Origin of the sequence: Streptomyces sp. NPDC015220 (genome assembly GCF_043079345.1) — a bacterium.
GTDB lineage: Bacteria > Actinomycetota > Actinomycetes > Streptomycetales > Streptomycetaceae > Streptomyces.
On record NZ_JBIBUK010000001.1, the window covers coordinates 945,629 to 966,831 of the forward strand.

17 protein-coding genes and 1 tRNA gene are annotated in these 21,203 nt (G+C 71.6%); 14 read left to right on the plus strand and 4 right to left on the minus strand.

Annotated elements, in window-relative coordinates:
• Window positions 1-14 precede the first annotated feature (14 nt).
• The 8 genes from ACF061_RS04370 (at window position 15) to ACF061_RS04405 (ending at window position 10,621) form a co-directional block, all read left to right on the plus strand.
• Window positions 15-1,982: a biotin carboxylase N-terminal domain-containing protein gene (locus tag ACF061_RS04370; RefSeq protein WP_392265260.1), complete on the plus strand. Its 1,968-nt coding sequence runs from the start codon at window positions 15-17 to the stop codon at window positions 1,980-1,982.
• Complete coding sequence (locus tag ACF061_RS04375) at window positions 1,979-2,920, plus strand: hydroxymethylglutaryl-CoA lyase (RefSeq protein ID WP_392265261.1); 942 nt, start codon at window positions 1,979-1,981, stop codon at window positions 2,918-2,920. The genes ACF061_RS04370 and ACF061_RS04375 overlap by 4 nt, the downstream gene beginning before the upstream one ends.
• The gene (locus ACF061_RS04380) at window positions 2,920-4,080 is read left to right on the plus strand and encodes an acyl-CoA dehydrogenase family protein (protein WP_392265262.1); all 1,161 of its coding nucleotides are present in this window, start codon (window positions 2,920-2,922) and stop codon (window positions 4,078-4,080) included. Before ACF061_RS04375 ends, ACF061_RS04380 begins: the two co-directional genes overlap by 1 nt.
• A 159-nt stretch (window positions 4,081-4,239) precedes the next feature.
• Window positions 4,240-5,289, plus strand: a complete 1,050-nt coding sequence (locus tag ACF061_RS04385) for an ABC transporter substrate-binding protein (RefSeq protein WP_392265263.1) — start codon at window positions 4,240-4,242, stop codon at window positions 5,287-5,289.
• A 290-nt stretch (window positions 5,290-5,579) separates the two neighbouring features.
• Window positions 5,580-7,022, plus strand: a complete 1,443-nt coding sequence (gene desA, locus ACF061_RS04390; RefSeq protein WP_392265264.1) for a lysine decarboxylase DesA — start codon at window positions 5,580-5,582, stop codon at window positions 7,020-7,022.
• Entirely contained in the window at window positions 7,006-8,295 is a 1,290-nt protein-coding gene (locus tag ACF061_RS04395) for a lysine N(6)-hydroxylase/L-ornithine N(5)-oxygenase family protein (protein ID WP_392265265.1), read from the plus strand. Before desA ends, ACF061_RS04395 begins: the two co-directional genes overlap by 17 nt.
• Window positions 8,292-8,852, plus strand: coding sequence for a GNAT family N-acetyltransferase (locus tag ACF061_RS04400; protein WP_392265266.1), 561 nt, complete (start codon window positions 8,292-8,294; stop codon window positions 8,850-8,852). The genes ACF061_RS04395 and ACF061_RS04400 overlap by 4 nt, the downstream gene beginning before the upstream one ends.
• On the plus strand, window positions 8,849-10,621 hold the full coding sequence (locus ACF061_RS04405) for an IucA/IucC family protein (protein ID WP_392265267.1): 1,773 nt from the start codon (window positions 8,849-8,851) through the stop codon (window positions 10,619-10,621). Before ACF061_RS04400 ends, ACF061_RS04405 begins: the two co-directional genes overlap by 4 nt.
• Window positions 10,622-10,803: 182 nt before the next feature.
• Here ACF061_RS04405 and ACF061_RS04410 read toward each other — a convergent pair whose 3' ends face one another.
• On the minus strand, window positions 10,804-12,486 hold the full coding sequence (locus ACF061_RS04410; RefSeq protein ID WP_392265268.1) for a beta-N-acetylhexosaminidase: 1,683 nt from the start codon (window positions 12,484-12,486) through the stop codon (window positions 10,804-10,806).
• A gap of 245 nt (window positions 12,487-12,731) precedes the next feature.
• A complete protein-coding gene (locus tag ACF061_RS04415) occupies window positions 12,732-14,309 on the minus strand; it encodes a purple acid phosphatase family protein (protein ID WP_392265269.1) in 1,578 nt (525 codons plus the stop codon).
• A 165-nt stretch (window positions 14,310-14,474) separates the two neighbouring features.
• Here ACF061_RS04415 and ACF061_RS04420 point away from each other — a divergent pair, with 165 nt between their 5' ends.
• Together ACF061_RS04420 and glmS are read left to right on the plus strand one after the other, a co-directional pair.
• Window positions 14,475-14,732, plus strand: coding sequence for a hypothetical protein (locus ACF061_RS04420; protein WP_189705630.1), 258 nt, complete (start codon window positions 14,475-14,477; stop codon window positions 14,730-14,732).
• A 24-nt stretch (window positions 14,733-14,756) separates the two neighbouring features.
• Window positions 14,757-16,574 carry a glutamine--fructose-6-phosphate transaminase (isomerizing) gene (glmS, locus tag ACF061_RS04425; protein WP_392265270.1) on the plus strand — a complete coding sequence of 606 codons (1,818 nt, stop codon included), beginning with the start codon at window positions 14,757-14,759 and terminating at the stop codon, window positions 16,572-16,574.
• 110 nt (window positions 16,575-16,684) lie between these two features.
• Here the strand turns inward: glmS and ACF061_RS04430 are convergent, their stop codons facing one another.
• Together ACF061_RS04430 and ACF061_RS04435 are read right to left on the minus strand one after the other, a co-directional pair.
• Window positions 16,685-16,870: a hypothetical protein gene (locus ACF061_RS04430; RefSeq protein ID WP_392265271.1), complete on the minus strand. Its 186-nt coding sequence runs from the start codon at window positions 16,868-16,870 to the stop codon at window positions 16,685-16,687.
• A gap of 360 nt (window positions 16,871-17,230) precedes the next feature.
• On the minus strand, window positions 17,231-17,758 hold the full coding sequence (locus ACF061_RS04435) for a universal stress protein (protein WP_392265272.1): 528 nt from the start codon (window positions 17,756-17,758) through the stop codon (window positions 17,231-17,233).
• 433 nt (window positions 17,759-18,191) lie between these two features.
• On the opposite strand from ACF061_RS04435, the gene ACF061_RS04440 reads away from it, so the two are divergent.
• From ACF061_RS04440 to ACF061_RS04455, 4 genes are all read left to right on the plus strand, one after another.
• On the plus strand, window positions 18,192-18,596 hold the full coding sequence (locus tag ACF061_RS04440; RefSeq protein WP_392265273.1) for a hypothetical protein: 405 nt from the start codon (window positions 18,192-18,194) through the stop codon (window positions 18,594-18,596).
• A 379-nt stretch (window positions 18,597-18,975) separates the two neighbouring features.
• The gene (locus ACF061_RS04445; protein ID WP_392265274.1) at window positions 18,976-20,220 is read left to right on the plus strand and encodes a helix-turn-helix domain-containing protein; all 1,245 of its coding nucleotides are present in this window, start codon (window positions 18,976-18,978) and stop codon (window positions 20,218-20,220) included.
• A gap of 162 nt (window positions 20,221-20,382) precedes the next feature.
• Window positions 20,383-20,991 carry an oligoribonuclease gene (gene orn, locus ACF061_RS04450; protein WP_392265275.1) on the plus strand — a complete coding sequence of 203 codons (609 nt, stop codon included), beginning with the start codon at window positions 20,383-20,385 and terminating at the stop codon, window positions 20,989-20,991.
• 112 nt (window positions 20,992-21,103) lie between these two features.
• Window positions 21,104-21,176, plus strand: a tRNA-His gene (locus ACF061_RS04455).
• The last annotated feature ends 27 nt before the right edge of the window (window positions 21,177-21,203 follow it).

A 21,203-nucleotide genomic window follows, 5' to 3' on the forward strand; every position in this document is an offset into this window, starting at 1 on the left:
GGGACCTCGTGACGATGTTCGAGACAGTTCTGGTGGCCAACCGCGGCGAGATCGCCGTCCGGGTCATCCGCACCCTGCGCGCCCTGGGCGTGCGCTCGGTGGCGGTCTTCTCCGACGCCGACGCCGACGCCCGGCACGTACGGGAGGCCGACACCGCCGTGCGGATCGGTCCGGCGCCCGCGGCCGAGAGCTACCTGTGCGTGGAGCGGCTGCTGGAGGCCGCCGCCCGGACCGGCGCCCAGGCCGTCCACCCGGGGTACGGCTTCCTCGCGGAGAACGCCGGCTTCGCCCGTGCCTGCGAGGAGGCCGGGCTGGTCTTCATCGGTCCGCCGGCGGACGCCATCGCGCTGATGGGCGACAAGATCCGCGCGAAGGAGACGGTGCGGGCGGCCGGAGTGCCGGTCGTGCCCGGCTCCAGCGGCTCGGGCCTGAGCGACGACGAGCTCGCCGCCGCCGCCCGCGGGATCGGCATGCCGGTGCTGCTGAAGCCCTCGGCCGGCGGCGGCGGCAAGGGCATGCGGCTGGTCCGCGACGCCGCCCTGCTCGCCGAGGAGATCGCCGCCGCCCGCCGCGAGGCCCGCGGCTCCTTCGGCGACGACACCCTCCTCGTCGAGCGCTGGGTCGACACCCCGCGGCACATCGAGATCCAGGTGCTGGCCGACGGCCATGGGAACGTCGTCCACCTCGGCGAGCGCGAGTGCTCGCTCCAGCGCCGCCACCAGAAGATCGTCGAGGAGGCGCCCAGTGTGCTCCTCGACGAGGCGACCCGGGCGGCGATGGGCGAGGCCGCGGTCCAGGCGGCCCGCTCCTGCGGGTACCGGGGCGCGGGCACGGTGGAGTTCATCGTCCCCGGCGGGGACCCCTCGTCGTACTACTTCATGGAGATGAACACCCGGTTGCAGGTGGAACACCCGGTCACCGAGCTGGTCACCGGCCTGGACCTGGTGGAGTGGCAGCTGCGGGTGGCGGCGGGCGAACGCCTGCCGTACGCGCAGGAGGACATCGAGCTGACCGGTCACGCGGTCGAGGCCCGGCTGTGCGCGGAGATCCCCGAGCGCGGGTTCCTGCCCTCGGGCGGCACCGTCCTCATGCTGCGCGAGCCGCAGGACCCGGAGGCCTCCCCGCGCACGGGGGTGCGCACCGACTCCGGGCTCAGCGAGGGCACCGAGGTCGGCAGCCTGTACGACCCGATGCTGTCCAAGGTGATCGCCTACGGCCCGGACCGCGCCACCGCGCTCAGGAAGCTCCGCGCGGCCCTCGCCGGGACGGTCACCCTCGGCGTGCGGACCAACGCCGGGTTCCTGCGCCGGCTGCTGGCCCACCCTGCGGTCGTGGCCGGCGAGCTGGACACCGGTCTGGTGGAGCGGGTGGCCGACGAGCTGGTCGGCACGGACGTGCCGGAGGAGGTCTACGAGGCCGCCGCCGCCGTGCGGCTCCACGCGCTGCGGCCCGAGGTCGCGGACGGCGGCTGGACCGACCCGTTCTCCGTGCCGAGCGGCTGGCGGCTGGGCGGGGAGCCGAAGCCGGTGTCCTTCTGGCTGAAGGTGACCGACCCGGTGGAGTACGTCCCGCGCGGCGCCCACACGGTCACCGACGACACGGTCTCGGTCACCCTGGACGGCGTCCGCCACACCTTCCACCGGGCGGCCGACTGGCTCGGCCGCGACGGCGACGCCTGGCGGGTGCGCGACCACGACCCGGTGGCCGCCTCCCTGACCCGCGCCGCCCACTCGGGCGCCGACTCGCTCACCGCCCCCATGCCCGGCACGGTCACGGTGGTGAAGGTCGCCGTCGGCGACGAGGTGAGCGCCGGCCAGAGCCTGCTGGTGGTCGAGGCGATGAAGATGGAGCACGTCGTCTCCGCCCCGCACTCCGGCACGGTCGCCGAACTGGACGTCTCGCCGGGCACGACGGTCGTCATGGACCAGGTGCTCGCCGTGATCGCACCGCACGACGACGAGGAGGAGGCGGTGGAGGGATGAGCGCCGACGCCATGCCGATGACCGTCCCGGCCCCCGGGCTGCCCGCGCGGGTCAGGATCCACGAGGTCGGCCCGCGCGACGGGCTGCAGAACGAGACGGTGACCGTGCCGACCGAGGTCAAGGCGGAGTTCATCCGCCGCCTCGCCGACGCGGGTCTGGCCACGATCGAGTCGACGAGCTTCGTCCACCCCAAGTGGGTGCCCCAACTGGCCGACGCCGAGGCGCTGTTCCCGCTGGTGAGCGATCTGCCGGTGGCGCTGCCGGTGCTCGTCCCCAACGAACGCGGCCTGGAGCGGGCCCTGTCGCTGAGCGCCTCCCGGGTCGCCGTCTTCGCCAGCGCCACCGAGTCCTTCGCCAAGGCCAACCTCAACCGGACGGTCGACGAGGCGCTGGCGATGTTCGAGCCGGTGGTCCGGCGCGCCAAGGCGGCCGGCGCGCATGTGCGCGGGTACCTGTCCATGTGTTTCGGCGACCCGTGGGAGGGGCCGGTCCCCGTCCACCAGGTCGTCCGGGTCTGCCGGGCCCTGCTGGACATGGGCTGCGACGAGCTGAGCCTCGGCGACACGATCGGCGTGGCGACGCCGGGCCACGTGACGGAACTGCTCTCCGCGCTGAACGAGCAGGGGGTGCCGACCGCCGCGCTCGCCGTGCACTTCCACGACACCTACGGTCAGGCCCTCGCCAACACCCTGGCCGCGCTCCAGCACGGCGTCACCACCGTCGACGCCTCCGCGGGCGGCCTCGGCGGCTGCCCGTACGCCAAGTCCGCCACCGGCAACCTCGCCACCGAAGACCTCGTGTGGATGCTGCGGGGCCTGGGCATCGACACCGGAGTCGACCTCGGCCGCCTCGTCGCCACGAGCACGTGGATGGCCGGGCGGCTGGGCCGGCCCAGCCCCTCCCGCACCCTTCGTGCCCTCTCCCACAAGGAGCCGTGATGAACCACCGCCTCACCCCCGAACTGGAGGAACTCCGCCGCACCGTGGAGGAGTTCGCGCACGACGTCGTGGCGCCGAAGATAGGCGACTTCTACGAGCGGCACGAGTTCCCGTACGAGATCGTCCGCGAGATGGGCCGGATGGGCCTGTTCGGACTGCCGTTCCCGGAGGAGTACGGCGGCATGGGCGGCGACTACCTGGCGCTCGGCGTCGCCCTGGAGGAGCTGGCCCGGGTGGACTCCTCGGTCGCCATCACCCTCGAAGCGGGGGTGTCGCTCGGCGCCATGCCGGTCCATCTGTTCGGCACCGAGGAGCAGAAGCGCCAGTGGCTGCCGCGGCTGTGCTCCGGGGAGATGCTGGGCGCCTTCGGACTGACCGAGCCGGACGGCGGCTCGGACGCGGGGGCGACCCGGACCACGGCCCGGCTGGACCCGGACACCGGCGAATGGGTGATCAACGGCTCCAAGTGCTTCATCACCAACTCGGGCACGGACATCACCGGACTGGTCACGGTCACGGCGGTCACCGGCCGCAAGCCCGACGGCAGACCGCTGATCTCCGCGATCATCGTCCCGGCGGGCACGCCCGGGTTCACGGTGGCGCCCGCCTACTCCAAGGTCGGCTGGAACGCCTCGGACACCCGTGAGCTGTCCTTCGCCGACGTGCGGGTGCCGGCGGCGAACCTGCTGGGCGAAGAGGGGCGCGGCTACGCGCAGTTCCTGCGGATCCTCGACGAGGGCCGGATCGCCATCGCGGCACTGGCCACCGGGCTGGCCCAGGGCTGTGTGGACGAGTCGGTGAAGTACGCCAAGGAGCGGCACGCCTTCGGCCGGCCGATCGGCGCCAACCAGGCGATCCAGTTCAAGATCGCCGACATGGAGATGAAGGCCCACACCTCCCGCCTGGCCTGGCGCGACGCGGCCTACCGGCTGGTGGCGGGTGAGCCGTTCAAGAAGGAGGCGGCGCTGGCGAAGCTGTACTCGTCGACGATCGCCGTGGACAACGCCCGGGACGCCACGCAGATCCACGGCGGGTACGGCTTCATGAACGAGTATCCGGTCGCCCGGATGTGGCGGGACTCCAAGATCCTCGAGATCGGCGAGGGCACGAGCGAGGTGCAGCGGATGCTGATCGCCCGGGAGCTGGGCCTGACGGGCTGACGGGCTGACGGGCTGACGGCGCGCGGTACGGCCGGCGCGCGGGCAGCGGGACGCGGCGGCGCGGAGCGCCCCGCCCTCTGGACATGAACTGAGGTTAGGCTAACCTACCTTCGAACCTGTCCGGCGGGCGCTCCGCCCCGTTCGAAAGCAGTCATACCCATGCCCAAGTCCAGTGCCACCCACCTCACCCGTCGCGGCATCCTCGCCGCGGGCGGCGCCCTCGGACTCGGCGCCGCACTCGCGGCCTGCGGCGACGGGGACGAGAAAGACGGCGGGTCGGGCAGCGGGACGACGGCCGCCGCCTCCGGTCCCTGGTCCTTCGAGGACGACCGCGGGCAGACCGCGAAGGCCGACAAGGTCCCCTCGCACATCGTCGCCTTCGTCGGCGTGGCCGCCGCGCTGTACGACTACGGCGTCCAGGCCAAGGGCGTCTTCGGCCCGACCACGACCAAGGACGGCAAGGCCGACGTCCAGGCCGGCGACATGGACGTCAGCAAGGTGACGAACCTCGGCAACGAGTGGGGCCAGTTCAACATCGAGAAGTACGCGGCCCTCGCGCCCGACGTCCTCGTCTCGACGATGTTCGACGACGCCGGCACCCTGTGGTACGTCCCGGAGGAGTCGAAGAAGAAGATCCTCGCCGTGGGCGCCCCCGGTGTCGGCATCTCCGTCTACGACCGTCAGCTGACCGGACCCCTCCAGCGCATGCTCGCGCTCGCCCGGTCGCTCGGCGGCGACGTGACCACCGACAAGGTCAAGCAGGCCAAGAAGCGCTTCGAGGACGCCGCCGCCCGGCTGCGCGCCGCCGCCAAGGCCAAGCCGGACATCAAGGTGATGGCGGGTTCCGCCAGCCAGGACCTGTTCTACGTCTCCGGCACCAACCTCTCCATCGACCTGGAGTACTTCAAGGCCCTCGGCGTGAACTTCGTCGAGCCGCCGGAGAGCGCCAAGAAGCAGGGCGGCGGCTGGTACGAGTCGCTGAGCTGGGAGAACGTCGACAAGTACCGGGCCGACATCATCATGATGGACAACCGCACCTCGGCCATCCAGCCCGCCGCCATCACCCAGGGCACCTGGAAGAAGCTCGCCGCCGTCAAGGCCGGCCAGGTCATCTCCCGCAACCCCGAGCCGATCCTGTCCTACGACAAGTGCGCCCCGCTGCTCGAGGACCTGGCGAAGGCCATCGAGACGGCGAAGAAGGTCTCCTGACACCCGCCGCCGGCCCGGACCACCGCCCGGCGGCGCACCACAACGCCTCCTGACAGCCCGTCGGGAGCCCACACGACGACGGCCGCAGCCGCCCCGCTCCGCCCCCTCACCCGGGTCGCACGAACGAGGCGGCTGCGCCCGCATCCGGCCGGGACCGCCTGGTGTACGGCACGAGGGGCGGAGTGCGCCCGACACAAAGTTAGGTTAGGCTAACCTAAGTTGATGTCGCGCGACTCCGCCCCTCGTCCGTCCCTGCACAGGACCGTCCCCACCCACCGGAGGACCCCCACATGCGCTCGCACCTGCTCAATGACCTGACCGCGGAGCACTACCGCCGCTCCGTGACCGAAGGAGTAGAGCGGGTGGCCGCCAAACTCGCCGCCACCGACCGTCCCTTCACCGGCGTCACGGCGGACGCCCTCGCCCCCCGCATCGAGTCGATCGACCTCGACCGGCCGCTGCACGACACCACGGCGGTCCTGGACGAGCTGGAGGAGGTCTACCTGCGGGACGCGGTCTACTTCCACCACCCCCGCTACATCGCCCACCTCAACTGCCCGGTCGTGATCCCGGCGGTGCTCGGCGAGGCGATCCTGTCCGCCGTCAACTCCTCCCTGGACACCTGGGACCAGTCGGCCGGCGGCACCCTCATCGAGCGCAGGCTCGTCGACTGGACGACCGCCCGCATCGGCCTCGGCCCCGCCGCGGACGGCGTGTTCACCTCAGGCGGCACCCAGTCCAACCTCCAGGCGCTGCTGCTGGCCCGCGAGGAGGCCAAGACGGACTCCCTCGCACGACTGCGGATCCTCGCCTCCGAGGCGAGCCACTTCAGCGTGCGCAAGTCGGCGAAACTGCTGGGCCTGGGGCCGGAGTCCGTGGTGTCCGTCCCGGTCGACCAGGACAGGCGGATGCGGGCGGTCGCGCTCGCCCACGAGCTGGAGCGCTGCCGCCGAAGCGGTCTGGTCCCGATGGCGGTGGTCGCCACCGCCGGCACCACCGACTTCGGCTCCATCGACCCGCTGCCCGAGATCGCCGAGCTGTGCGCGCAGTACGGGGCCTGGATGCACGTCGACGCCGCCTACGGGGGCGGCCTGCTGGTCTCCCCCACCCGCCGCTCGCTGCTCGCCGGCATCGAGCGCGCCGACTCGGTCACCGTCGACTACCACAAGTCCTTCTTCCAGCCGGTCAGTTCCTCGGCCCTGCTGGTCCGGGACGCCGACACCCTGCGGCACGCCACCTACCACGCGGACTACCTCAACCCCCGCCGCATGGTGGCCGAGCGCATCCCCAACCAGGTCGACAAGTCCCTGCAGACCACCCGGCGCTTCGACGCCCTCAAACTGTGGACGACGCTGCGCGTGATGGGCGCCGACGGCATCGGGCAGCTCTTCGACGAGGTGTGCGACCTGGCCGCCGAGGGCTGGCGGATGCTGGCCGCCGATCCCCGCTACGACGTCGTCGTCGAGCCGGCGCTGTCCACCCTGGTCTTCCGCTACGTACCGGCCGCCGTCACCGACCCGGCCGAGATCGACCGCGCCAACCTCCACGCCCGCAAGGCCCTGTTCTCCTCCGGAGAGGCGGTCGTCGCGGGCACCAGGGTCGGCGGCCGCCACTACCTGAAGTTCACCCTGCTCAACCCCGAAACCACGACGGACGACCTCGCCGCCGTCCTCGATCTGATCGCCGGCCACGCCGAGCAGTACCTGGGAGAGTCCCTTGAGCGCGCGTCCTGAAGCCGAAGCCCTGCACCCCGTCTACGACTTCGTGGGAATCGGGCTCGGCCCCTTCAACCTCGGCCTCGCCTGTCTCACCGAGCCCATCGCCGAACTGAGCGGCGTCTTCCTGGAGTCCAAGCCCGGCTTCGAGTGGCACGCGGGCATGTTCCTCGACGGCGCCCACCTGCAGACCCCGTTCATGTCGGACCTGGTCACCCTCGCCGACCCGACCTCCCCCTACTCCTTCCTCAACTACCTGAAGGAGCGGGGCCGGCTGTACTCGTTCTACATCCGCGAGAACTTCTACCCGCTGCGCGCCGAGTACGACGACTACTGCCGCTGGGCGGCGGACAAGCTGGGCAACGTCCGCTTCGGCACCACGGTCACCGAGGTGACGTACGACGAGGGCGAGGAGCTGTACGCCGTACGGACGCACACCGGTGCGACGTACCGCGCCCGCCGGCTGGTCCTCGGCACCGGGACGCCCCCGTACGTCCCCGAGGCGTGCCGCGAGCTGCCCGGGGACTACCTGCACAACTCCCGCTATCTCGAACACCGTGCGGATCTCCAGCGCAAGAAGTCGATCACGCTGGTCGGCAGCGGCCAGTCCGCCGCGGAGATCTACTACGACCTGCTGGGCGAGATCGACGTCCACGGCTACCAGCTGAACTGGGTGACCCGCTCCCCGCGGTTCTTCCCGCTGGAGTACACCAAGCTCACGCTGGAGATGACCTCCCCGGAGTACGTCGACTACTACCACGCGCTGCCCGAGCCCACCCGCTACCGCCTGGCCGAGCAGCACAAGGGCCTGTTCAAGGGCATCGACGGCGATCTGATCGACGCGATCTTCGACCTGCTCTACCAGAAGAACCTCGGCGGCCCGGTCCCCACCCGCCTGCTCACCAACTCCTCGCTGAACAGCGCCTCCTACGACGCCGGCGCCTACACGCTCGGCTTCCGGCAGGAGGAGCAGGGCAAGGACTTCGAGCTGTGCAGCGAGGGTCTGGTGCTGGCCACCGGCTACAAGTACACCGAACCGGAGTTCCTGAAGCCGGTCCGGGACCGGCTGCGCTACGACTCCCACGGCAACCACGACATCGCCCGCAACTACGCCATCGACGTCACCGGCCGGGGCGTCTTCCTGCAGAACGCCGGCGTCCACACCCACAGCATCACCAGCCCCGACCTGGGCATGGGCCCGTACCGCAACAGCTGCATCATCCGTGAGCTGCTCGGCGCCGAGTACTACCCGGTCGAGAAGACGATCGCATTCCAGGAGTTCGCCGTATGAGCAGCACGAGCAGCGCCGGCAGCACGGCCGGCGCGGCCTTCACCTTCCGCCCGCTCGACCCGCTGGAGGACGCCGGGCTGCTGCACGGCTGGGTGACCCACCCCAAGTCGGCGTTCTGGATGATGCAGGACGCGGAAGTCCCAGACGTCGAGCGCGCCTACCTGGAGATAGCCGCCGACGAGCACCACCACGCCCTCCTGGGGCTGCTCGACTCGGTCCCCGTCTTCCTGATGGAGAAGTACGACCCGGCGCTGCGCGAACTGGTCGGCCTGTACGAGCCGGAGCCGGGCGACATCGGCATGCACTTCCTGGTCGCCCCCACCGACACGCCGGTGCACGGCTTCACCAGGGCGGTGATCACCGCCGTGCTGCGGCATCTGTTCGAGGACCCGGCGGTCCGGCGGGTCGTGGTCGAGCCGGACGTGCGCAACAAGGCCGTGCACGCCCTGAACGAGGCCGTCGGATTCGTGCCGGAGCGCGAGATCCAGAAGCCGGAGAAGAAGGCGCTGCTGAGCTTCTGCACCCGGGAGCGGTTCGAGAGGGCGGTGGCCGCGTGAGCCTCGCCGACGCCGTGTCCCACCTCTCCCCCGAGCGCTGGGAGACCGCCAACCGCCTCCTGCTGCGCAAGGCCCTCGCCGAGTTCGCGCACGAACGGCTGATCACGCCCGAGGCGGACGGGGACGGATACGTCGTCCGCAGCGACGACGGGCGCACCGGCTACCGCTTCACCGCCACCCGCCGCGCCCTGGACCACTGGCAGGTGGACCCCGCCTCCATCACCCGGCACCGCGACGGGGCTAGCGGACTGCCGCTCGCCGCCCTGGACTTCTTCATCGAGTTCAGGAAGTCGCTGGGTCTGAGCGACGAGATCCTGCCGGTCTACCTGGAGGAGATCTCCTCCACCCTGGCGAGCACCTGCTACAAGCTCACCAAAGCCCAGGTCACGTCGGCGGAGCTGGTCAGCGGCGGCTTCCAGGACATCGAGACCTCGATGACCGAGGGACACCCGTGCTTCGTCGCCAACAACGGGCGGCTCGGCTTCGGGATCGAGGAGTACCTGGCGTACGCCCCCGAGACCGCGAGCCCGGTCCGGCTGGTGTGGCTGGCCGCGCACCGCTCACGGGCGGCGTTCACGGCCGGGGCCGGCATCGAGTACGAGTCCTTCCTCCGCGCCGAGCTGGGCGGGGCCGCCGTCGAGCGGTTCCAGGACCGCCTGCGCGAGCAGGGCCTGGACCCCGCCGACTACCTCCTCATCCCCGTGCACCCCTGGCAGTGGCGGAACAAGCTCTCCGTCACCTTCGCCGCCGAGGTCGCCCGCCGGCTCCTCGTCTGCCTGGGCGAGGGCGACGACGAGTATCTGGCCCAGCAGTCCATCCGGACCTTCTTCAACACCTCCCACCCCGACCGGCACTATGTGAAGACCGCCCTGTCCGTCGTCAACATGGGCTTCATGCGCGGGCTGTCGGCCGCCTACATGGAGGCCACCCCGGCCATCAACGACTGGCTGGCGGGACTCGTCGACAGCGACCCGGTGCTGAGGGCGACGGGCCTGACGATCATCCGGGAGTGCGCGGCGGTGGGCTACCGCCACCTGGAGTACGAGGCGGCGACGGACCGCTACTCGCCGTACCGGAAGATGCTGGCCGCGCTGTGGCGGGAGAGCCCGGTGCCCCGGCTCCGGCAGGGCGAGTCCCTGGCGACCATGGCCTCGCTGCTCCATGTGGACCACGAGGGCGCGTCCTTCGCCGGTGCGCTGATCGAGCGGTCCGGGCTGGCGCCGGCCGAGTGGCTGCGCCGCTATCTGCGGGCCTACCTCACCCCGCTGCTGCACAGCTTCTACGCCTACGACCTGGCGTTCATGCCGCACGGCGAGAACGTGATCCTGGTCCTCGAGGACGGCGTGGTGCGGCGGGCGGTCTACAAGGACATCGCCGAGGAGATCGTGGTGATGGACCCGGACGCCGTGCTGCCGCCGGAGGTCGGCCGGATCCGCGCCGAGGTCCCGGAGGACCAGCGGCTGCTCTCCGTCTTCACCGACGTCTTCGACTGCTTCTTCCGCTTCCTCGCCGCGATCCTCGCCGAGGAGGGGGTGCTCGCCGAGGACGGCTTCTGGGCGACGGTCGCCGAGGTGGTGCGCGAGTACCAGGAGTCGGTGCCCGAACTGGAGGAGAAGTTCCGCCGGTACGACATGTTCGCCCCCGAGTTCGCGCTGTCCTGCCTGAACCGGCTCCAGCTGCGGAACAACCGGCAGATGGTGGACCTCGCCGACCCGTCCGGCGCCCTGCAACTGGTCGGGACGCTCCGCAACCCCATCGCGGGGCGGTAGCCTCCGCGGGCGGGTCCTCGCACGGGCCCCCGCGGACGGACGGGCGCCCCGGAGTACGGTCCTCCGGGGCGCCCGCCGGCGTTCCGTGCCCGACGTTCCACGCCCGCCGTCTCATGCTCGCCGTCTCATGCTCGCCGTCTCATGCCCGCCGGCGGGCTGCCGAGCGCGGGGCCGCCGCCCGCCTACTGGTCCGCGGGCCAGGGCACCTGCGGCGACCGGTAGTACCCGATCCCCAGCGCGTCCCAGCGCGGCGCCTGCGCCGCGAGCCGCACCTTGTAGGCGTCCCAGTCGTGGGTGGCCTGGGGCGACCAGCCGAGCTCGGCCGCGCCCGGCAGCCTGGGGAAGGCCATGGCGTCGATGTGGGCGGAGGTGGAGAGGGTCTCCGACCACAGCGGCGCCTCCACGCCCCGGACGGCGGAGGCGGGCGCTCCCGCCAGATAGGCCGCCGGATCCCAGTCGTAGGACCGCCGCACCTCGACATAGCCGGCCCAGGCCAGCCCCAGCGGGGTGTCCTTGGTGTACTTCATGTCGAGGTAGACCCGGTCGGCCGGGGACAGGATCAGCCCGGTGCCGTTCTGCGCCGCCCGTGCGACCTGGGCCTTCTCGGCTGCGCTGGTCGAGTCCAGGCCCCAGTACTGGGCGATGGTCCCCTTGGCCGGGGTGGCTCCGGTCAGCTGGTGCCAGCCGATCGCCGTCTTGCCGTACTTCGCCACGATCGGCTGCACCCGGTCCATGAACTTCACGTAGTCGTCGTGGCTGGTGGAGTGCGCCTCGTCGCCGCCGATGTGGAGGTAGCGGCCGGGGGTGATGGCGGCCAGTTCCCGGACGACGTCGTCCGCGAAGTCGTAGGTGATCTCCTTGGTCGCGCACAGGGAGCTGAAGCCGACGGCGGTGCCGGTGTAGAGCGGGGGCGCGACGCCGTCGCAGTTCAGGTCGGCGTAGGAGGCGAGGGCCGCGTTGGTGTGGCCCGGCATGTCGATCTCCGGGACGACCTCCTGGTAGCGGGAGGCGGCGTAGCGGACGATCTCCTTGTAGTCGGCCTTGGTGTAGTGGCCGCCGGTGCCGCCGCCGACCTGGGTGGAGCCGCCGTAGGCGGCCAGGCGCGGCCAGGAGTCGACGGCGATGCGCCAGCCCTGGTCGTCGCTGAGGTGCAGGTGCAGCTCGTTGATCTTGTAGAGGGCGAGTTCGTCGATGTAGCGCTTGACCTGGTCGACGGTGAAGAAGTGCCGGGAGACGTCGAGCATGGCGCCCCGGTAGCCGTAGCGCGGACTGTCCTGGACGGTGCCGCCGGCGACCAGCCAGGGACCGGGCTGGACGGACGTGCGCTCGACGGCGGCGGGCAGCAGCTGCCGCAGCGTCTGCACGCCGTGGAAGAGACCGGCGGGCTGCCCTGCGGTGATCGTCACCCCGCCCGCGCCGCTGTCGAGCCGGTAGCCTTCCGCGCCGTACGCGCCGTTGGCCAGGCGCAGCCGGATGCCCGCGTCGCCGCGCGTGGTCAGCGGCAGCCGGTAGCCGGTCGAGGGACGCAGGACGTCCGCGAGGTACTCGCCGATGCGGCGGGCCTCGCGGGAGCCGTCGACGCGGATGCGGGTGCCGGGGGTGATGCGGTACGGGGAGCCGCCGGCCCGGACGGAGGCGGGGGCGGGGACCACCTGGCCCAGCGGGGTCGCGGCCGCCCTCGCGTGCGCCGCCGAGGCCTGGCCGGCGGCCGCCTGCCCGGCGGGGGCGGCGCCGACGGCGCAGACCCCGGCGGCCGTCACGAGCAGCAGCGAACCGAGGAGCCGGGTCACCCGGGTGGCCCCGGCGGTTCGGGGTGTGCGCGGATCACGGGTGGCACGGGGAGTCGTTCTGTGGTGCCGTCTCACATGCGCTCCCTTCGCGTTCGGATGGGACCGGGGGCCTGGTGCGCGCCCCGACGGTATAGACCACTCTCTCGCAGGAGTGGTCGAACGGCCCCTTCCCCGGCGGAAATCATCCGGAAGGGCGGAAACGCGAAGGGCGCCGGCCGGCCGGCCCCCGTGCGGGCCGCCCCCGTGCGCCCGGTCCCCGTGCGGGCGGTCCTCGAACACGTGAGGACCGCCCGTGGCCGGGCGGCGGGGCGCCGGGGCCGTCACTTCGCCCGGCGGGCCACCGTGAAGTGGTCGACCTGCTCGCCGGTCTCGGCGATGCCGCGCACCGTCAGCGTGGCGTACCGGCCGCGCGAGGCGGGGGTGACGTCCACGCGCAGGAAGGAGTAGTCCAGGTAGCGCACGCGCGACCAGGCGACGGTCTCCTTCTGCCGGGCGCCGTCCGCCAGGCAGACGAAGGAGGAGACGGCGTCGTTGTCCTTCTCGTGGCCCTCGTAGGACTGGTCGGCGCTGAAGGCGTACAGGCTGCGGCCGGCCGCGCCGGCGGTGACGTAGACCACGCCGTCGGTCTCGGGGTAGGCGGTGCCGCCGATCGGGAGCTTCTTGGCGACCCGGTCGCCCTTGAGGACGTCGGTGCGCTCGTAGACGTGGTTGTGGCCGTTGATGACCAGGTCCACGGTGTACTTCTCGAACAGCGGCACCCACTCCTGGCGCACGCCCCCCTCCGAGGCGTGCGCAGTGGAGGTGCAGTAGGCGCAGTGGTGGAAGAAGACCACGACGAAGTCGACGTCCTTCGAGGCGCGGAACTCCTTGAGCTGCGCCTCCAGCCACTTGGTCTGGGTGCCGCCCGATATGCCGAGGTTCGCCGGGATCTCGAAGGAGATGTCGTTGGCGTCGAGCGAGATGACGGCGGTGTTGCCGTACACGAAGGAGTAGACGCCCGGCAGGTTCTTCCGGTCGGGACCGTTGTCCGGGAGGGTCCAGCGGGCCTCCTCGCCGCCGTAGCCGTTGGGCGAGTACCAGGCCTCCATGTCGTGGTTGCCGTACGACACCATCCACGGGACCTGCTTGGCGACGGACTCGGTCTGGTAGAGGAACTGGTCCCAGACGCGGGAGTCGAACCCGGAGTCGGTGGCCTTGCCCTGGCCGGCCGGGTCGCCGTAGGCGATGTCGCCGGCGTGCAGGTGGAAGGCCGGGTCCTGACCGAGGATCAGCGCGTCGTTGGCCAGGCCGTGGTAGCTGACGCCCTGGTCGCCGAAGGCGGTGAAGGTGAACGGCTCCTTGTGCGCGGGGGCGGTGGTGAAGGTGCCGAGGGTGCCGAGCAGATGACGCTCGGCCGGGTCGAAGCCCCGGTGGCCGACGCCGTAGTAGTACGTCTGGCCGGGGCGCAGGTTGGCGAGCTTGGCGTGCAGGTAGTACTGGGTGCGGTCGCCGCTCGCGCCGACGCCGGCCGGGGTGTACAGGGTGCGGACCTCGGCGGGGATCTTGCGGGACAGGTCCCAGGGGTGCGCGCCGATGCGGATGAACGGCTTCTCGACGGCGACCGGGACCTGCCAGGAGACGGTGATCTCGGTGCGCGGGTCGTTGCCGTAGGCGAGGTGGCGGCCGAACGGGGCGACGAGGGCGCCGTCGACGCTCTCGCCCGAGGAGGAGGGGGCGGTGGTGCGCGGGGCGGCGGTGGCGGCCTGGGCGGTGGTGCCCGTCACGAACGCGCCACCCGCCACGGCGCCGAGGGTGACCGCGCCGCCCCTCATCATCGTGCGCCGCGAGAACTTGGAGCGCAGGTACTCGTGCTGCTCGGCCATGCTCATGCGCTCGGCGAGCTTCTCGGGTACGCCCATGCGTGGAATGTCCATGGCGTCTGAAAATGATGCATCGCCGCGACGGCACGCCGGACGCCGGATGGACAGCATGCGAACAGGAGTGCACAAGAGTCCCAACAGAGGCTTGCCCGAAATCGGGCAAGATTCTTGCGAAAGCGTCGTCGGTACCCCAGGATCTACCGGGTGCACGACGAACTGGTTGATCATCTGACGCGGTCCACGCCCCTGAACCGGGGAGAGGCGCTGCGGGTGGTCCAGGACGTGCTCGCCTACTTCGACGAGACGACCGAGGAGTTCGTCCGTCGCCGCCACCGCGAACTGCAGGCCCAGGGCCTGGTGAACGCGGAGATCTTCGAACGGATCGGGGCGGACCTGAAGTACCGCGCGGTGGCGCCGCCGGAGCTCTCCCTCCGGCAGCTGCGCCGCATCGTCTACGGCTGAGTCGAGACCGAGGAATACCTGTATATGTGCGGAATCGTCGGATACATCGGGAAGCGTGACGTCGCCCCGCTGCTCCTGGAGGGCCTTCAGCGCCTGGAGTACCGCGGCTACGACTCCGCGGGCATCGTCGTCACCTCGCCGAAGACCTCGGGCCTGAAGATGGTCAAGGCCAAGGGCCGGGTCCGCGACCTGGAGGCCAAGGTCCCGGCGCGCTTCAAGGGCACCACCGGCATCGCCCACACCCGTTGGGCCACCCACGGCGCCCCGTCCGACGTGAACGCCCATCCGCACATGTCGGCCGACAACAAGGTCGCCGTCGTGCACAACGGCATCATCGACAACGCCGCCGACCTGCGCCGCAAGCTGGAGGCGGACGGCGTCGAGTTCCTCTCCGAGACCGACACCGAGGTGCTCACCCACCTCATCGCCCGTTCCGAGGCCGGGACGCTGGAGGAGAAGGTCCGCGCGGCCGTCCGCATGGTCGAGGGCACCTACGGCATCGCCGTGCTGCACGCCGACTTCCCCGACCGGATCGTCGTGGCGCGCAACGGCTCGCCGGTCGTGCTCGGCATCGGCGAGAAGGAGATGTTCGTCGCCTCCGACGTCGCCGCGCTCGTCACCCACACCCGGCAGATAGTCACCCTCGACGACGGCGAGATGGCCACCCTCACGGCCGACGACTTCCGCACGTACACCACCGAGGGCACCCGGACGACCGCCGAGCCGACCACCGTGGAGTGGGAGGCCGAGTCCTACGACATGGGCGGCCACGACACGTACATGCACAAGGAGATCCACGAGCAGGCCGAGGCCGTGGACCGGGTGCTGCGCGGCCGGATCGACGACCGGTTCGCCACCGTGCACCTCGGCGGCATCAACCTCGACGCCCGCGAGGCGCGCGCGGTGCGCCGGGTGAAGATCCTCGGCTGCGGCACCTCCTACCACGCGGGCATGATCGGCGCCCAGATGATCGAGGAGCTGGCCCGGATCCCCGCCGACGCCGAGCCGGCCTCCGAGTTCCGGTACCGCAACGCGGTCGTGGACCCCGACACCCTCTACATCGCGGTCTCCCAGTCCGGTGAGACCTACGACGTGCTGGCCGCCGTCCAGGAGCTGAAGCGCAAGGGCGCGCGGGTGCTCGGCGTGGTCAACGTCGTCGGTTCCGCCATCGCCCGCGAGGCGGACGGCGGCATCTACGTGCACGCCGGCCCCGAGGTGTGCGTGGTGTCCACCAAGTGCTTCACCAACACCTGCGTCGCCTTCGCGCTGCTCGCGCTGCACCTCGGCCGGATCCGCGACCTCTCGGTGCGCGACGGCAAGCGGATCATCGAGGGCCTGCGCAAGCTGCCGGAGCAGATCTCCGAGATCATGAAGCAGGAGGAGGAGATCAAGCAGCTGGCCGAGGGGTACGCCGACGCCCGCTCGATGCTCTTCATCGGCCGGGTGCGGGGCTACCCGGTGGCCCGCGAGGCCTCCCTGAAGCTCAAGGAGGTCTCCTACATCCACGCCGAGGCCTACCCGGCCTCCGAGCTCAAGCACGGTCCGCTGGCGCTGATCGAGCCCGCGCTGCCGACGGTGGCGATCGTGCCGGACGACGACCTGCTGGAGAAGAACCGCGCGGCGCTGGAGGAGATCAAGGCCCGCAGCGGCCGGATCCTGGCCGTCGCCCACCAGGAGCAGGAGAAGGCCGACCAGACGATCGTCGTGCCCAAGAACGAGGACGAGCTGGACCCGATCCTCATGGGCATCCCGCTCCAGCTCCTCTCCTACCACACGGCGCTGGCGCTGGGCCGGGACATCGACAAGCCGCGCAACCTCGCCAAGTCGGTGACGGTGGAGTAGCGACGCCCCCGCCGCGGACGCGACATGAGCGACCCCCTGTGCGCCACCCGGCACAGGGGGTCGCTCCTTTCCCGGACCGGGGCCCTGTCGCCTCCGTCCCGGCGGCTGCCTCAGCCGGTGGCCGTCACTCCCCGGCCGGCAGCGCGTCGCAGAAGCCCCGTGGGCCGGTGCGCGAGGGCCGCGGCCGCGCCGTCGACGACCCCGGTGCATTCGAGGCCGAAGGCCAACGGGGCGGTACCGAGGGCGAGTCGGCCGAGAATCGCGGTGGCGCTTCCCTCGGGGACGTCGTCGGCCACGGCGGGCTCCCTCCGGCCGTTCGGTCGCGCGGTGACCGGTATATGCCCCTCACAAGGGCACGGACACCTCCGCGCACGAGGATTTCCACCCGGCGATGTGCGGGGTGGCGCAAGGGAGTTGGGGTGGCTCGGGCCCGCCGCGGAACCCGGGGCGCGGGGGACGTGGGCGGCGCGGGGGACGTGGGCGGCGCGGGGAGAAGCCCGGGGCCGAAACCCCCGGAACTCCCGGAGAGGCCCGGGGCCGAAATCCCCGGAACGCTCGGAACTCCCGGAGAGGCCCGGGGCCGAGACCCCCGGGGCCGAGACCCCCGCAGCACCCGGAGGAGCCCGGAACCGGAGCGCCCGGAGCGGTCGGTACCGCTACGGGATGACGACGACCGGTCGGCGTGCCCGCTTGGCCAGCCGGCCGGCCACCGAGCCGAAGATGCGCCCCACGATGCCGTGCGTGGAGCCCACGACGATCGCGTCCGCCTCGTACTCCTTGCCGACCTCTTCGAGTTCATGGCAGATGTCGCCGCCGCGCTCGACCAGGATCCACGGCACCTCGGCGAGGTACTCGGCGCACGCGAGTTCCAGACCCAGGACCTCCGTGCGGTGGTCCGGCACGTCCACGAAGACCGGTGGCTCGCAGCCCGCCCAGACCGTGGTGGGCAGCCGGTTGGCCACGTGCACGATGATCAGACCGGAGCGGGTGCGGTGCGCCATCCCGATCGCGTAGGCGAGGGCGCGCTCGCTGGAGTTCGATCCGTCGAAGCCGACGACTACGCCGTGCTTGAACGCCGGATCGCAGGGGTGGCGTGCTTCTTGCGCCGCCAGGGGATCGGCCGCCGTGGGGTCGGCGACCGGCCGCTTGCGGTCCGCGGGTTCGAAGAATTCGTGACCGGCCATGGCTGTCTCGGCGATGTGATCCTTAGTCGGGGACGACAGTCTGCGGCGAAGCTGTGTCCGGGAATCGTCTTCCCGTCCCCATACCCCCAAGGGTACGGCGCCAAGCCTTCCTAGCCCAGATCCCGCGCACTCTCCGTGGCGGTTCGGCGCGGTTCCCCGGAGCATGCACGACGCGCGCCCGTAACGCAATGGTTGCTGCCCCGTACAGGCGGTTTGCACAGGATTCAGCGGCGGCGACCGGACGATCGGCCGATCCTGAGGGGGATCACCGGGGACGGCGGGGTGCGTGGGAGGCCGGTGCGGGGCGGCCCGGGGGCCGGCGCGAGACCGGTGGGGCGGCCGTACAGGTGCCCGTCGGCTCCGCACAGTGACCGGGCGATCGAACACGCGTTGAACCCGGTGGCCGCCACAGGAAGCATGTAGGGAGCACGCCGTGTCCGGACCCCGTACCGCCGCCGGGCACCGTCCGTCACCGGCTCCCCCGCCGCGGACCGGGAGCGGCGCGCCCGGCCGCGGGGCGGACCCGGGCGCCGGGCCCGGCGCGGGGCACGACAGGGGCGACACCGCGGGCGAGGTGGTGCGCTGGGCCGCTTTCAGCTGTGTCCTGGTGCCGGTGGTCCTGCTCTGGTACGGCGCCTCACTGGCCGGCGCCGTCGGCACGGCCCTGGGGCTGGCGGCGGTGACCGGGGTCTGCCGGGTACTGCTGCGCCAGTCGGAGCGCGGGGCGGCCCGGCTGCGCGCCGAGGAGCGCGTCGCCCACCGCGGCCGTCACCAGCGGACGGGTTCGGGAGCCCACCGCGGCAACCGCCACCCGGGCGGGACTACACCGGTCAACTGACCGGTTTCCGTGCACTCAGACGTCTCTTTTCAGCCAACTTCTAGGCGTCGTGCACTCCCTGGCCCGAGTACCCCCCAACCACCGTTCGACCTGCACGGAAAGGGTCCACGGGGCCCTGCGCACCCTACGCGGATTGGCCACCGCCACGAGGCGCACTTCCCTGCACGCCGCACGAGTGCGACGCTTCGTGATCGAATGCTTCACGCCAAGTTGCCATGTCGACAATGCGCCGGGTGGTGAACCGGCCACTGGGGCACGGCGGGACGCAGTAGATTCGATCTTGACTGTCTTTACGGCGGGGGACTCGTGCAGGACCGAGGGGAAACGTGCAGGAGCGACACAACCGAGGAGCCGCGACCACCGAGGGGGGCTTAGCAGGATGAGCCACGACTCCACTGCCGCGCCGGAAGCCGCGGCCCGGAAGCTGTCCGGGCGTCGCCGCAAGGAGATCGTCGCGGTGCTGCTGTTCAGCGGCGGCCCCATCTTCGAGAGTTCCATACCGCTTTCGGTGTTCGGGATCGACCGCCAGGACGCCGGAGTGCCGCGCTACCGACTGCTGGTGGCGGCCGGCGAGGACGGCCCCCTGCGGACCACAGGGGGCCTGGAACTCAGCGCGCCACACGGCCTGGAGGCGATCTCGCGGGCGGGCACGGTCGTCGTGCCGGCCTGGCGCTCGATCACCTCGCCACCACCACAGGAGGCGCTCGACGCGCTGCGGCGGGCGCACGAGGAAGGCGCCCGCATCGTGGGCCTGTGCACCGGGGCGTTCGTCCTGGCCGCCGCCGGCCTGCTGGACGGCCGCCCGGCGACGACCCACTGGATGTACGCGCCGACGCTCGCCAAGCGCTACCCGTCGGTGCACGTCGATCCGCGGGAGCTGTTCGTCGACGACGGTGACGTGCTGACGTCGGCGGGCACGGCGGCCGGGATCGACCTGTGCCTGCACATCGTGCGCACGGACCACGGCAACGAGGCGGCCGGCGCGCTGGCCCGCCGCCTGGTGGTCCCGCCGCGCCGGACCGGCGGCCAGGAGCGCTACCTCGACAGGTCTTTACCCGAGGAGATCGGCGCCGACCCGCTCGCCGAGGTCGTCGCCTGGGCGCTGGAGCACCTCCACGAGCAGTTCGACGTGGAGACGCTCGCCGCGCGCGCGTACATGAGCCGGCGTACGTTCGACCGCCGTTTCCGCTCGCTCACCGGGAGCGCGCCGTTGCAGTGGCTGATCACCCAGCGGGTGCTGCAGGCGCAGCGGCTGCTGGAGACGTCGGACTACTCGGTGGACGAGGTCGCGGGCCGCTGCGGCTTCCGCTCCCCGGTGGCGCTGCGCGGGCACTTCCGGCGGCAGCTGGGCTCGTCCCCGGCCGCCTACCGGGCGGCCTACCGCGCGCGCCGGCCGCAGAGCGAGCGGCCGGGCGACGGTGACGGTCCGATGGGACCGGCGGGCATGCCCATGTCGGCGGGCCCGGGCGTCACCGCCGCCCCGGCGGCCGGCCCGGTCGGCATCCCGCAGCCCTCGGGCCCGGTGCCGCAGTCGCTGCACCACGACGGCCCGATACCGCACCCGGCCCGCCGGGTCCCGGCGGCGCTGTCGACGAGCCTGCCCGGGCAGCGGGCGGGCGGCTGAGCGGCGGGGGCGGGCGGGCTTCCCGGCCCGCCCGCCCCCCTGTCCGCCACCACTTCCACGCGACCCGGGCCCCCCGTACGCGGCGACCGCGCGGGCACCGCCGCCGCCGAGGTCACCGCACGGCCGGTCCGGCACGCGACCACTCGCCGTAAGGTGAGACACATGAACGATCGCATGGTGTGGATCGACTGCGAGATGACCGGCCTCTCGCTGTCCGACGACGCTCTCATCGAGGTGGCCGTCCTCGTCACCGACTCCGAGCTGAACGTGCTCGGCGAGGGGGTCGACATCGTCATCCGGCCGCCGGACGCGGCGCTGGAGACGATGCCGGAGGTGGTGCGTCAGATGCACACCGCGTCCGGCCTGCTCGCCGAACTGGCCGGCGGCACGACCCTCAGGGACGCCGAGGAGCAGGTCCTGTCCTACGTCCGGGAGTACGTGAAGGAGCCCGGCAAGGCGCCCCTGTGCGGCAACTCGGTCGGCACCGACCGCGGCTTCCTGCTGCGCGACATGCCGGAGCTGGAGGGCTACCTCCACTACCGGATCGTCGACGTGTCCTCGGTCAAGGAACTGGCCCGGCGCTGGTACCCGCGGGCGTACTTCAACAGCCCGGAGAAGAACGGCAACCACCGGGCCCTCGCCGACATCCGCGAGTCCATCGCGGAGCTGCGCTACTACCGCGAGGCGATCTTCGTCCCGCAGCCCGGCCCGGACTCCGACACTGCCAAGGCAATCGCGGCGAAGCACGTCCTGCCTGGTCAGCACGTGTAAGAAGGGCGCGCGGAGGGGCGCCGCGGAAGTCGTGCGCGAGCACCCCTTCGGACCATGTATGCTTTTTCTCGGCCGGTCGGGGAAACGACCAAGTCAACCGCTTCCGGTCATGGTGGGTGTAGCTCAGCTGGTAGAGCACCTGGTTGTGGTCCAGGATGCCGCGGGTTCGAGTCCCGTCACTCACCCTCGTCGGAAGAGGCCGGTGACCTGCG